Source organism: Aquimarina macrocephali (genome assembly GCF_051627225.1).
GTDB classification, from domain to species: domain Bacteria; phylum Bacteroidota; class Bacteroidia; order Flavobacteriales; family Flavobacteriaceae; genus Aquimarina; species Aquimarina macrocephali.
The window spans coordinates 259,889-274,303 of sequence record NZ_CP151795.1; the positions used below are offsets into that span (position 1 = coordinate 259,889).

The 14,415-nt window shown below is 33.2% G+C and carries 11 protein-coding genes; 4 read left to right on the plus strand and 7 right to left on the minus strand.

Going from position 1 to position 14,415, the window contains the following annotated elements; all coding sequences use genetic code 11:
• Positions 1-162 precede the first annotated feature (162 nt).
• Complete coding sequence (locus AAFU52_RS01155; protein WP_438424822.1) at positions 163-1,275, plus strand: porin; 1,113 nt, start codon at positions 163-165, stop codon at positions 1,273-1,275.
• Between the two features lie 49 nt (positions 1,276-1,324).
• Here the strand turns inward: AAFU52_RS01155 and AAFU52_RS01160 are convergent, their stop codons facing one another.
• Positions 1,325-1,939, minus strand: a complete 615-nt coding sequence (locus AAFU52_RS01160) for a DUF1684 domain-containing protein (protein WP_035093047.1) — start codon at positions 1,937-1,939, stop codon at positions 1,325-1,327.
• 133 nt (positions 1,940-2,072) lie between these two features.
• On the opposite strand from AAFU52_RS01160, the gene AAFU52_RS01165 reads away from it, so the two are divergent.
• Positions 2,073-3,287, plus strand: coding sequence for an MFS transporter (locus AAFU52_RS01165; RefSeq protein ID WP_024772133.1), 1,215 nt, complete (start codon positions 2,073-2,075; stop codon positions 3,285-3,287).
• A gap of 24 nt (positions 3,288-3,311) precedes the next feature.
• Positions 3,312-4,073, plus strand: a complete 762-nt coding sequence (locus AAFU52_RS01170) for a DJ-1/PfpI family protein (protein WP_438424827.1) — start codon at positions 3,312-3,314, stop codon at positions 4,071-4,073.
• A 299-nt stretch (positions 4,074-4,372) separates the two neighbouring features.
• Here the strand turns inward: AAFU52_RS01170 and AAFU52_RS01175 are convergent, their stop codons facing one another.
• The 3 genes from AAFU52_RS01175 to AAFU52_RS01185 all read right to left on the minus strand — a co-directional run bounded on the left by AAFU52_RS01175 (position 4,373) and on the right by AAFU52_RS01185 (position 7,261).
• On the minus strand, positions 4,373-5,794 hold the full coding sequence (locus tag AAFU52_RS01175) for a hypothetical protein (RefSeq protein ID WP_438424828.1): 1,422 nt from the start codon (positions 5,792-5,794) through the stop codon (positions 4,373-4,375).
• A 75-nt stretch (positions 5,795-5,869) separates the two neighbouring features.
• Complete coding sequence (locus AAFU52_RS01180; RefSeq protein WP_438424829.1) at positions 5,870-6,406, minus strand: sigma-70 family RNA polymerase sigma factor; 537 nt, start codon at positions 6,404-6,406, stop codon at positions 5,870-5,872.
• Positions 6,407-6,796: 390 nt separating this feature from the next.
• Positions 6,797-7,261 carry an Lrp/AsnC family transcriptional regulator gene (locus AAFU52_RS01185; protein WP_024772129.1) on the minus strand — a complete coding sequence of 155 codons (465 nt, stop codon included), beginning with the start codon at positions 7,259-7,261 and terminating at the stop codon, positions 6,797-6,799.
• Between the two features lie 250 nt (positions 7,262-7,511).
• On the opposite strand from AAFU52_RS01185, the gene AAFU52_RS01190 reads away from it, so the two are divergent.
• Positions 7,512-7,895, plus strand: a complete 384-nt coding sequence (locus AAFU52_RS01190; RefSeq protein WP_024772128.1) for a hypothetical protein — start codon at positions 7,512-7,514, stop codon at positions 7,893-7,895.
• 41 nt (positions 7,896-7,936) lie between these two features.
• Here AAFU52_RS01190 and AAFU52_RS01195 read toward each other — a convergent pair whose 3' ends face one another.
• The 3 genes from AAFU52_RS01195 to AAFU52_RS01205 form a co-directional block, all read right to left on the minus strand.
• On the minus strand, positions 7,937-9,484 hold the full coding sequence (locus AAFU52_RS01195) for an alanine/glycine:cation symporter family protein (protein WP_438424831.1): 1,548 nt from the start codon (positions 9,482-9,484) through the stop codon (positions 7,937-7,939).
• A 93-nt stretch (positions 9,485-9,577) separates the two neighbouring features.
• Complete coding sequence (locus tag AAFU52_RS01200; RefSeq protein ID WP_024772126.1) at positions 9,578-10,696, minus strand: helix-turn-helix transcriptional regulator; 1,119 nt, start codon at positions 10,694-10,696, stop codon at positions 9,578-9,580.
• Positions 10,697-10,936: 240 nt separating this feature from the next.
• Positions 10,937-14,371, minus strand: coding sequence for a methylmalonyl-CoA mutase family protein (locus AAFU52_RS01205; RefSeq protein ID WP_438424833.1), 3,435 nt, complete (start codon positions 14,369-14,371; stop codon positions 10,937-10,939).
• Between the last annotated feature and the right edge of the window lie 44 nt (positions 14,372-14,415).

Here is a 14,415-nt window from a genome sequence, read left to right on the forward strand (position 1 = left end):
ATAAAGTAAAAGCGTTCTGAATTATCAGAGCGCTTTTTTTATTCATTCTCTAAATACTTTTTGTCATTAAAAACACCTTACAACTTTATCCTTTCGGGTTCAAATTCTTTTACATAGTTTTACACCCCTAATCAAAAATAATTACAACAATTAAAACTAACTATGAAAGCAAAGGTCATCACAAAATTTTTAAAAAAAGTAGCTCTCTTTACTTTATTTTTTTTGAGTTTCAATGCCATTAGCCAGGAAGAAAAACCAAAATCGACACTCGATAAATTATTGTCCAAAATAAGCTTATCAGGATCAGTTGATGGATATTACAGATATAATTTTGCAGCCCCTAATGATAACTCGGTAGCCCCACAAACATTTTTTGCAGACGAAAGCGGCTTTGCACTGGGTATGGCTAATGCTATTTTGGGGTATGAAGGCGAAAAAGCTGGATTTGTAGCCGATCTTGTCTTTGGACCCAGAGGTGAAGATGCTGTATTTAATTCTGATGATTCTGCTCAAATTATAAACCAGCTATATGTCTATTGGAATGTAACTGAAAGTGTTAAACTTACCTTCGGTAATTTTAATACTTTTATTGGGTATGAAATGATTTCGCCGACAGAAAATTTCAATTATTCTACTTCATATATGTTCACTTATGGTCCTTTATCTCATACTGGTTTGAAGGCAGATATTGCAATAAGTGAAAAATGGTCTGCTATGCTTGCTATAATGAATCCTAGTGATTATACAGATAATAACCCGTTTGACACCTACATTGCTGGAGCACAAATAGGATATACCCTCGATAAGGGTAGTGCTTTTCTTAACTTTAGATATGGTAATGAAGGAGAGCCCGGAGAAGTAGGCCCTACTTTTCAGGTAGATCTTACTACCGGATGGGACCTGACACAAGATTTCTACCTTGGAGTAAACACAACTTATGTATCTACAGAACCACAAGAAAACGGAGATGCTTCTGGGTTTTACGGAGCAGCATTATATCCTCAATACAGAACATCTGAAAAATTCGCTATAGGAATAAGAGGAGAATATTTCTCGGTTTACAATGGAGGGTTAACAGATGTAATTGGCTTAGATACACAAGGTGATGGAGATGTTATCACAGCTACACTTACAGGAAATTATACTATTGGAGAATTAACTCTCAAACCAGAATTAAGAATAGATACAACTTCTGAAGATTTCTTTATCGATAATGATAGAGAGGCAACAAAAAGTCTTTCTTCTTTTGTACTTGGGGCTGTATATAAATTCTAGTATATCTTTTTATAAAGTAAAAGCGTTCTGAATTATCAGAGCGCTTTTTTTATTCATTCTCTGGATACTTTTTATATACCTTAACGCCCACAGGAATCTTTATATCCAGATGGTTTTCTTCTGGAGGTATTGGGCAAGAATATCTATCGTTATAAGCACAATACGGATTATAAGAAGTATTAAAATCAATAACAATATAGTCTCCTTCAGGAATTTTGAGATCTATAAAACGTCCTCCTGCATAACTTAATTCTCCATTAGTTAAATCTGTAAAAGGAAGAAATAAATAATTTTCAAACTCTGGTTGAGTCTTTAATCCTTGATTTTGATATATCTGTAATACATAAGACTTTTGCCGAAATATAAAATGGGCTTCTCCATATTTAACATATAATGGCTCTCTACCCGTTGTGGTTTTCATAACAAAAGGCGTCTCATATGGTGTACGAACAAATTTTGCACGAATACAAAAAGAAGTATCAATTTCAAAAAAATCGAGTGTTTTAAAACGTTCTAAATCTTTTGGAATTAAAGGTGACGTTTCTTCAGAAGAAAAATCTTTATTAAGCTCTTCCTGAAAAGATAATACTTTTTTTATCGCTATAGAATCCTGAGCAATTATATTCCCAATAAAAAACACAAATAAAATTGATATTCTGAACACTTCCCCTTTATTTTTTGCAAAAGTACAATTTACAATTAGTTAACTAATTAATTTCAATAAAATTATGCTTAAATAATAGATAAAAAACTACTTTTATCTATTAATTGGAAGTCTAATACAAATCACAAGTACATTGCTAAAACTTTTCCTTCATTATTTCAACTCTTTTTCTGGATTATCAAAAGAGGTATGGTGGTTAGCTTTGATCACGCTAATCAATAGAGCCGGGGCAATGGTAATCCCCTTTTTATCTCTATACTTAACTGATGACCTGGATTTTTCGCTACAACAAGTAGGATGGATTATGACCAGTTATGGATTAGGTTCTTTTTTAGGTGCTTGGTTAGGAGGCAAATTATGTGATCAAATTGGCTACTATAAAGTCATACTTATTTCTTTGTTATTAACAGGTGTTTCATTTATAACTATTCAATATTTTACTAGTTTTTGGAGTATTTGTGCCGGTTTCTTTATTCTAATTGCAATTGCAGATATGGCAAGGCCTGCTTTTTTTGTGGCATTAAGCGCCTATAGCAAACCAGAGAATAAAACCAGATCATTAACTTTTATTCGACTTGCTATCAATCTAGGATTTTCTGCTGGCCCTGCAGTCGGTGGATTAATTATAGCATCTATAGGCTATTACGGCTTATTTTGGATAGACGGGATTACTTGTATTATAGCTGGATTAGTGATGATACAAACCCTTCACCCTAAAAAAGCAAAAGTATTAGACAAAGAAGTTGTTGTCGAAAACCCAGTAAATGCTCATAGTGACGGTACTTATGTCTTGTTTCTAATTGCATTAGCTTTATTTGGTTTTATATTTGTTCAGTACTTTTCTACAATCCCGTTGTATTATAAAGAAATTCACCAATTATCAGAACAGAAAATCGGATTATTACTTGCGCTAAATGGTGCTTTAATATTTTTCTTAGAAATGCCACTCATAGCATACCTAGAAAAAACCAAACTATCTAGAATAGGCAATGTTATTGGAGGTTTTGTTCTAACAGGTATAAGTTTTCTACTACTATTGGTTACTCCCTGGGCAGGAGTTTTGGTTATCGGAATGATTATCGCCACACTTGGAGAGATGGTCGCATTTCCCTTTGGAAATGCTTTTGCTTTAGATAGATCAAAAAAGGGAAGACAAGGAGCCTATATGGCACTGTATAGTATGTCTTTTTCTCTTGCTCATATCTTTGGCCATAACTCTGGAATGCAATTCATAAATAATTTTGGGTATGAAAATACCTGGATTTTTATGACACTGATTGCTGCCTTAGGAACATTTTTATTATATATCGTAAAACGAAAACTTAGCCAGGAAAAAGTATCTGGCTAACCATCATTTATAAAACTCATAGCAATGAAAAATTTCTTTTTCACCTTTTGTATTATATTAATTTATGGTTGTACTCAAGTACAACAGGAGAAACAATCTAGCACTGTAGAAACAAAAATAGAAACAGTAGAAAAGAAAAAGAGCTTTCCCAAATTAGAGCCTAACCGATATAATGTTGCTTTCCTCATTATGGATGGAACCTATAATACTGAATTTACTGCACCTTTTGATATTTTTCAACATACCCAATATCGTAAGAACATAAAACAAATGAATGTTTTTACTGTTGCAAATACAGATCACCATATAATAACATTTGAAGGTATAAAAATTATACCTGATTATAATTATGTAAAAGATTCTTTACCTAAAATAGATATTTTAGTAGTCCCCAGTGCCGAGCACCATTTAGATACCGATTTAGATGATAAAGTAATGATTGATTTTATAAAACAAGTTGATAAAACTGCCTCATTTATGACTTCGCACTGTGACGGAGCATTTGTTCTCGCTAAAGCTGGAGTTCTTGATGATGTGGTGTCTACTACTTTCCCAAGTGATATAGATCAAATGCGCAGTACATTCCCTAACTTGGATATCAGAAAAGAAGTGTTGTTTGTACATGACAAAAAGTATATAACTTCTGCCGGAGGTGCCAAAAGTTTTGAAGCCGCATTATACTTATGTGAATATCTATATGGTGCAGAAATTGCAAGATCACTTGCAGGAGGATTAGTGATTGACTGGAACCTGGAAAATGTACCTCATCTTGTAGTTAATAAATAAAAATAATAAAAGCGATCTTATTCAGATCGCTTTCAGTATTTAGGGAAAATTACGTACTCTCTTTAGCTTCAAGATTCGGGGTCTTTAGACTAATGTCCTCACACTTAATTTATCCCTGATGTATTCCAAACTAATATTTTAAATCCATATCGTCATACAGTTTAAAATGTTAATTCTGGATGACACATCAAGTATTTTTTACTATTGTAAATATAATGTAAAAAAATCATACAAACCAAAAAAATGACGATAAAAAACACATAAATTCGATGAAATACACAAAATTTTATGATTTCAATTTATTTTGAAAAGAAGTATTTAGAATTTCCGAGGTATTTTTTCACTAATTCATTATACTTTTTAGATAGTCTCAAGGCTAATGTACCTTCTATAGTATACAATGCATTTAGATCTTTATAACCATTCTTCAGCATTTGCTCTAAATAAAACAAAGCTGTTTCATTATCCTGATCTTGGGCACTCAATGAAATTATTTTTCGATAAGATTCAAAATCATTTTTATCTACTATGGTACTCAATATATTAAGGAATAAATTTTCTTCCAGGTTTTCTTCTTTTTCAGGAAGTTCATTTTTATAACTATCAACCAGATATCTCACATAACCTTTCATTCTATATCCCATATGACGGGCATGTTTTTCTTTCCCTAAAATCAAGGTATCTAATTCTGACATTTGATATTTCCACCACCCCAGGTTTTCGAACTCTTTTACTCCTATATCTTCCTCCATAGAAAGTAAATATGCTTCTCTAAGAAAACTTTCCATGTTCAGGTATTTTGTCTCTAGTCGTTTCTGTTGTTTATACGCTTTAGTTTTTTTAATTTCTTTCTGTTTTTCTTTTAGATAATTAGTATTAAAAAAAACGCCATATTTGAGCCGTATACGTTTTACTTCATTAAAAGCATTTAAGAATCTACCTTTATCCTGATAAGATTCTACTTGTTTCATTTCTTTCTGAAATAAACCTCGAACCCAAATAGAATCTATTGGCATCCTTCCTTTATTCATTGCGTGCAATGTAAAATCAGATAGTGTTTTTTTAATATGTTTATTGAGTAGTAATCCAGAATCTTTCTCACATACATAGACATCAGCCGGAACTGCTCTGCTTTTTAAGTATTTTTTAATATTGAAAAAATCCTGGTACCTATAATTGTCGATACTTACAATACCTCGATAAGAGAAGTTTTTTTTAATTCTTATTCTCGAATCATAGAAGTAAGTATCTTCTATTGCAATTACCCCAAACACTTCATTAGGATATAAAGCAGCTAGTAAACTTGCCTGTTTTGCATCTTCCTGTATCCCCGCAATGTAGACTCTTCCTTTTTGAATCTGAAAAAGAGAAAAAATATAGCTCATAAAATCAGATACATACTCTACCCTTTTTTGCGCTTCTTGATCTTCCTGAAAATTACTAATAGCTACAATATATCCTTGCTCTTCAGCTGCTTCTCTATATAATTGCGCAGTTTTCCCTGTATTTCCCGAACTATCAAACCCCAAGAGTAAGGGCCAACTTTTATCTAAATCAAAAGATTTGGGTAAATAAATACTAAAATGATTACCTGTAGAAGGAATAATCAAAGAATCTACAACAACGCCCTTTTTGAGTGTAAGTGTATTTTGCCCATAGTTTATGAAGCTTATGCAAAGTATAACAAAAAAGAGATGTTTTTTAAGAAATAATATTGACACAATACAATGATTTTATAACTAAATAACACAAAAAAAATACCACTTAATAGCTTTTAGCAGTATTTTAATATCTTTTTATCTACATATTTTACAATTTTCCTTCCCTTTAGTCTCTCCTACTAATTTTCCTTTATCATTAAGTTTATAGTCACAGCAATCCATATATCCTTGTATGATCATTTTTCGGGCACGTTGTATTTGTGATTTAACAGTAGACAAAGGTATTTCTAATTGTTCTGCAATTTGTTTTTGCTTAAGACCTTTCACATCAGAAAGAAGTAATGGGTTTCGATATTTTTCTGGCAATCTATTTATTAATTCTGGGAGACAATCTTTTTCAGAATGATCAGCATAGGTCTCTTCACATATTTGTTCATTTATAAAATCTGTAGTTTGTTTATTTTCTTTAAAATAATCATATACTATATTTCTTGCAATTGTAAATAGCCAGGATTTGATTTTAGAATGATCTCTAAGTTTATTTTTATTACCATGTACCTTTATAAAAGTCTCTTGTATTAAATCATCAACAATTTGATCATTTTTCACTTTACTTTTTATAAACAATCTAATGTCTTTATGATAGGCTTTCCAAAGATCCGAAGTTTCCATAAATCAAAACAGAAATATCCCTATTTTTATTTTTAATAGAAATAGGGAAGTTATTGTTAACAGCTACATCCAGTGCATTCGCATCCTATGCTGGAGCAGTTAGAACATTGTCCTTCTGCGCAACTTGAACACGTGCAGGTACATTCTTTATTTTTCATAATGCTATGATTTAATATAATTATATATCTATAGGACTAAAACGAGCACAAAAAGATGCATAATTATTCTATAAATTTAATGAAATCTGGATAAGAGCAATAAAAAAACGTCTGAATGCTTTCAGACGTTTTTCATCTTTTCCCTGTACTCTCTTTAGTTCCCCATACTAATGTCCTCACACAAGATAAAGATTGTTCTTTGTATAGATATAATCAAATCTCATGCCATAAATTAGATATCTAATTCTCTAAATTCGGCATGACCAGTAATTGGATTATTCTCAATAAGATTAGAAAGTATAATATGTGTTTTAACTTCTCCATAAGTAATAAGTCTATCTATAAATTCTTGCAAATGTATCTGATCTCTTAATACTACTTCCATAACTATATTTTCATTACCTGTGATTCGGTAACAATTCATAACTTCCTTAAATTCTGATACTTTTATCAAAAATGGTTTTAATCTTCCCATAAATGCTCGCAGCGTGATTATTGCCTTTAATTGATACCCCGTTTTGGTATATGAAACATCGGCAATATATCCTTTTAAAACTCCATAATCTTCCATCTTCTTTATCCTTTCTGCAACTGCAGGAGAACTTAAACCTACTTTTCTTCCTATCTCAGTATTAGATAATCTTGCATTTTGTTGCAAACATTTTAGAATATCCCAGTTTATGGCATCTATTTTCATTGGTGTATTTTTCATTTTTTTAATGATCATTTAGAATTTGCATAAGAGTCTTTTTTCTATCCTTATCTATACTTTTATACTCTATATTTTATATAGCTATATCTTCTAATTATTATTCCATTTACAAAAATTTCATTTTTAAGCAAAAAAGAACAAAAGTCCTTAATTACTAATGTAAATTAATCATTTAACTTTAAATAATAAAGAAAAAATACTGAAAATAACATTATTTTTGAGGTAACAAACTAATATGAGATTACAGCCCCGAAATAAAAGATTATACAAGAAAGCTCTTGAGATATTTACACTCTCGAGAAGCATTTCAAATTATCTTGTTCATGACTTGGCTACATTACAAAATAACGGGAGTGAGAATCCTCATATTTATTTTACGGGTGACATCATAAGACAATCAGATGCGCTGGCTCCTAAAATAATTAAAGCCGAAAACCAAGTCTTTCAAGATGAGCGTATAAGGCATGCTACTTCTCTAATACACATCACCAATAGGCTTTATAAAAATTGTGAGCGTCTCGAACAATCGGAAAGTAACGGAAAAGAATTCTTAATTCTATTGCGTAAAGAGCTTAGAAAATTTAAACATCTGCAACGTTCCTGGATGATGAGTTTATAAAGTGTCCTTTTTATAGGTTTTTATTTCATGATATTTTTTGATTATTTCATCCTTCCGGCAATACTTTTTTTGTAGCGTATTAATTCATCTTTTACTTTAGGGCTTAATAAAAATAAACCTATCATATTAGGTACCATCATAGCAAAAATCATTGCATCACTAAAATCTGTAACTGCATTTAATGTAGCTGCAGCGCCTATTACTGTAAAACAGCAAAAAATAAACTTATACAAGTATTCTGTGCGTTTGCTTCTTCCAAAAAGATAACTCCAGGCCTGGTATCCATAATATGACCATGAAATCATAGAAGAGAAAGCAAAAAGTAATACTGCAATTGTGAGGAGATACGGAAACCATGAAACACCACTCTCTAATGCAGAAGCAGTAAGGAGAACACCTTGTTCAAAATCAATTTCGGTACTTGTATCTACCTGCCCGGTTATAATTAACACCAAAGCAGTCATTGTACACACAACTACGGTATCGATAAAAGGTTCGAGCAATGCCACTAGTCCTTCACTTGCAGGAAAACGTGTTTTTACAGCACTGTGGGCTATTGAAGCACTACCAACTCCTGCTTCATTACTAAAAGCTCCTCGCCTAAACCCTTGAACCAATACTCCTACAAAACCTCCCATCACTCCTTCAGGATGAAAAGCACCTTCCCAAATCGCTCTAAATGCTGCCGGAATAGCAGAGCTGTACAATACCAAAACAATCAAAACTGCGACGATATAAATCAATACCATAAAGGGTACAATTTTATCCGTGACACTTGCTATTTTTTTGATTCCGCCAATGATAACAACACCAACCAATATTGCCATGATAACTCCAAACACCCAACCTTGTCCATGTAACATTGAGTTATCCGAAATTATCACATGGTCAAACAATTTAAATGCCTGATTTACCTGAAACATATTACCACCACCAAACGATCCACCTATACACATAATAGCAAAAAGTACAGATAGAACTTTTCCTAATTTAGCGTAGCCTTTTTCTCCTAACCCTTTGGTTAAATAATACATAGGACCGCCAAAAACTTTTCCGTCACTATCCACCTCCCGGTATTTAACTCCCAATGTACATTCTACAAATTTTGAAGACATCCCCAACACTCCTATAATGATCATCCAGAGTGTTGCTCCGGCACCACCAATAGATAAGGCAATTGCTACACCAGCAATATTACCCAGTCCTACTGTAGCCGAAACAGCTGTAGTTAATGCCTGAAAATGGCTAACTTCTCCATTTACATCATCATCAGTATTTTTTTCTTTTACTAAAGCACTTTCAGAAGATAAATCACTAGAACCATCGTGATCCAAATTTTCTACAGCATCATATTTTCCCCGAACTACTTGTATTGCGGTATAAAAGCTTCTTACGTTAATAAACTTAAAATACAGTGTAAAATATCCAGCTCCTAATATCAATACTACAACCACCCAAGGAATCCCTACAGTCTCTGTGATTGGGATTTCGGCTAGAATTGCATCGACAAACCAACTGGTAGCATCACCAAAAACACGATTGATATTTTCATCTAAATTTTGTTCTGAAATAATACAAAGAAATAACATAGTGAAATTTTTAAAGCAAATTGCTCTAAAAACTCACACCACAAAAGGTTAAGTAGTATTCAAAATTTATGACCAGAATGGTTAAGCATACGGTTACGTATCATCTTTTAGTGAAGTATATTGAAGAAAACTATTAGCCTTTGCAAAAGCAATCAACTGTTCTTTTCCCCCTGTCCCGCTTATGTTAAGCATCTTTTTTATTTGATGAATATGGGTCTGAAATCCATCTGTACTAATGTGCATTTCCTGGGCAATTTCGGTATATGATTTATAGCTTCCATAATACGCCAGATATCCTAAAACTTCTTTTTGCCTTTCGGAAAGTTCTATTTTTGATGTTGCTTTTATCGTTTTTAGGTTATTTTTTAATGTCTTGATCGTATCCAAATGGCTTTCGTTTGCCAATAGTAATTGTTCTTTTTCTTTTTCGAGTTTAGCTTTTTGAATTTCCAGTTTTTGAGCCAGGCTTTGCTGTTGTTCTTTTTCTGAAAGAAATTTCCAACTGTATAAAAGAATAGAAAATAAAAGAATAAAAAGAAATTTGAATGAAATAGCAGTAATACTACCTAATACTCCCCAGAATTGCTGATCAATAAATTGTAAAACTCTATCCTGCGGTATCATACGATGAGAAACAGCGATTACAATTAAGGCAAATAATGCAAACGTGGGCAAATACATAAATCTCATTTGCCTTCCTACAAAAGCTTTATTAAGTTCATACAGCAATGAAATAGCCACCAAAATAGAAATAGGGATATCAATCAACCAAATAAAATTATTACTAATCTCGGGATTACCATAGGAAGATGCGATAAAAACAAAAGTGATCATTCCTAAAACACCACAAAAGAGTCCTATAAATTCGCGAACACTAAAACGTTGTACCAGTCGCACTACAATCCCAGGTTTTTGAGGATGTTCTATTGAAGGAAGAGATAATAAAATAAACAACGAGTTTGCTAAAGAAACCAGTACTCCAAAATAAATCAGGATTTTATTGGTCGAAGGCCATTGTAATCCTTCAACCATAATCAAATTAACCAAGGCTCCAAGACCCCAAACAAATATTGCCAGTCCAAACCACTTGATTCCATGAATAGCTTTTTTATCAGCTCCACGAAGTTTTTCTTTGCTAAAAATACGTTGAATCACTATTGCCGAAATAAGGCACACAATTGCAGTTACTGTATATTCTATGGTACTAAACACGAATTAGATTTTTATACCAATTTCAAAGTTAAAATGGTATTACTCATGTCTAAAGATATTGAAATTTTGATCATTATTAATCTTTCTTAGATAAACCCTAAATAAATCGAGTATTGAATTGAGTTCGTCTAATGCTACAAACAATAAAACCTCACAGGGATACTGAACTTGTTTCAGTATCCCTGTGAGGTTTTATTAAAAGGATTCTATATTATGCTTCGCTCTTACGAGTTAAGCAACTTACATATTTCGTCTATACTGCCCTCCTACTTCAAACAGTGCTGATGTAATCTGGCCTAAAGAACATTTTTTACATACATCCATTAAAGCTTCAAAAATGTTCTGATTACTGATCGCTTTTTGTTGTAAGTTTTTTAGTAGTTCTGTAGTAGTGTCAGCATTTCCTTTATGCAATTCGTTTAGCATTGTGATCTGGTACTCCTTTTCTTCTTCTGTTGCACGAATTACTTCTCCAGGTGTTACCGTTGGTGACCCTTTAGAGCTTAAAAATGTATTCACTCCAATAATCGGAAACTCTCCATTATGTTTCAACGTTTCATAATACAAGCTTTCTTCTTGTATTTTACTACGTTGATACATGGTTTCCATAGCTCCAAGCACTCCTCCTCGTTCTGTGATTCTGTCAAACTCTGCCAATACTGCATCTTCAACAAGATCTGTTAGTTCTTCTATAATAAAAGATCCCTGAATTGGGTTTTCATTTTTAGCCAATCCTAATTCTTTATTAATGATCAATTGTATTGCCATTGCTCTACGCACAGACTCTTCTGTTGGCGTGGTAATCGCTTCATCATAAGCATTGGTATGCAATGAGTTACAGTTGTCATAAATTGCATATAAAGCTTGAAGTGTTGTACGAATATCATTAAAATCAATTTCCTGAGCATGTAATGATCGACCCGAGGTTTGGATATGATATTTCAACATCTGAGCTCTAGAATTTGCTCCATATTTATTTCTTAATGCTTTTGCCCATATTTTACGTGCTACACGGCCAATAACTGCATATTCCGGATCAATACCATTAGAGAAGAAGAAGGATAAGTTGGGGCCAAATTTGTTAATATCCATTCCACGGCTTAGGTAATATTCTACATACGTAAAACCATTTGCCAATGTTAATGCTAACTGTGTGATCGGATTTGCTCCTGCTTCTGCTATATGATATCCAGAAATGGATACCGAATAGAAGTTACGTACTTGTTTATCAATAAAATATTCTTGTACATCTCCCATCAAACGCAGTGCGAATTCTGTAGAGAAAATACAAGTGTTTTGTGCCTGGTCTTCTTTAAGTATATCTGCTTGTACTGTACCACGAACAGTATTTAAAGTTCTAGCTTTAATGTCATTATATACATCTGCGGGTAATACCTGATCTCCTGTAACACCAAGAAGCATTAATCCTAATCCATCATTACCTTCAGGGAGTTCACCTTGATATTCTGGACGTTCTACTCCTTTTTCGGTATATATTTTTTTGATTTTCGATGCTACTTCGGTTTCAAGGTTATTTTCTTTAATATACTTCTCACAGTTTTGATCGATCGCCGCATTCATAAAGAAACCTAGTAACATTGGTGCAGGACCATTAATGGTCATACTTACCGAAGTCATGGCGTGTGTTAAATCAAATCCAGAGTATAATTTCTTTGCATCATCAAGACAGCAAATCGATACTCCTGCATTACCAATTTTACCATAAATATCTGGTCTTTGATCAGGATCATTTCCATAAAGTGTTACCGAATCAAAGGCAGTAGAAAGTCGCTTAGCGGGCATTCCTAAACTCACATAGTGAAAACGACGATTGGTACGTTCGGGTCCACCTTCTCCAGCAAACATACGTGTTGGATCTTCTCCGGTACGTTTAAAAGGATATAAGCCCGAAGCATAAGGAAACTCACCTGGTACATTTTCTTGTAAACACCATTTCAAGATATCACCCCAAGCTTCATATTTTGGTAATGCCACCTTAGGAATCTGACTATGCGACAGAGATTCTGTATGTGTTTCTATTTTAATTTCTTTATCTCTTACCTTAAAAGAATAAATAGGATCTTTATATTTTTTGATCTTAACAGCCCATCCTGTAATAATTTCCCAATTATGAGGATCAAGATTAAGTTTTACTCTATCAAACTCTGCTAAAAGTAACTTCAAAAATGATGCATTATCCTCGGTTTTTATATTCTGAAGACTCTCTTCTTCAATACCATTCTTAGATAAAGCAATAGAATCGACATTAGCAACGCTACAGATAGTTTTATAAATACCATATAATTTTTGTGCAACCTCTACCTGGGTGTTTGCAGTTTTATCATATGCTCTGTTATTCTCTGAGATTTCTGATAAATATCGAGTTCTACTTGGTGGAATAACAAATATCTTTTCAGACATTTCTTTAGAAATATGAAAATCAGATTTCAACTCAACTCCGGTTTTCTCTACAATCTTATCCATAATTGCCTTGTAGAGTGTATTCATTCCCGGATCATTAAACTGCGAAGCAATAGTCCCATATACTGGTAACTCATCTTGTGGAATATCCCATAATTGATGATTACGCATATATTGTTTTTTTACATCTCGTAATGCATCCAAAGAGCCTCTTTTATCAAATTTATTGATGGCTACCAGGTCTGCAAAATCCAACATATCTATTTTCTCTAATTGCGTTGCTGCACCAAATTCTGGTGTCATTACATATAAAGAGGTATCACTATGCTCTAAGATTTCGGTATCAGACTGGCCGATTCCGGAAGTTTCGAGAATGATAAGATCAAACTCAGCAGCTTTAAGCACTTCTATAGCTTCTGCCACATACTTAGACAATGCCAGATTAGATTGACGTGTGGCTAGAGAACGCATATATACTCTTGGAGAATTAATAGCATTCATTCTAATTCTATCTCCTAATAATGCTCCTCCTGTTTTACGTTTAGATGGGTCTACAGAAATTAATCCGATTGTTTTTTCAGGAAAATCAATTAAAAACCGGCGAACCAACTCATCAACTAATGATGATTTACCAGCTCCACCAGTACCCGTAATACCAAGCACGGGTGTTTTTGACGTTTTATTTTTTATATGTATTTGATCTAAGGTATCCTTAGCTATTTCAGGAAAATTTTCTGCTGCAGAAATAACTCGGGCAATAGAACCAATTTCTTTTTCTACTAAGTGCTCTACTTCTCCATTAAGTTGATCTCCTATAGGAAAATCCGACCTTTCTACAAGGTCATTGATCATCCCTTGTAACCCTAATTCTCTTCCATCATCAGGAGAGTATATACGAGTAATCCCATAATCCATCAGTTCTTTAATCTCTTCGGGAAGGATTACTCCACCACCACCACCAAATATTTTAATGTGAGTTGCTCCTTTTTCTTTTAGCAAATCATACATATACTTAAAATATTCGTTATGCCCTCCTTGATAGGAAGTCATAGCTATAGCATTAGCATCTTCTTGTATGGCACAATTCACAACCTCTTCTACACTACGATCGTGACCTAAGTGAATGACTTCTACTCCTGTAGATTGGATAATACGGCGCATAATATTAATAGCCGCATCGTGTCCATCAAATAATGAAGCTGCGGTAACTATTCTTACTTTATTCTTGGGTGTATATGGTGCTTTTTGTTCCATTGATAATAAAAAGTGGTTTTAGTGCTGCTAATTTACGAAATACG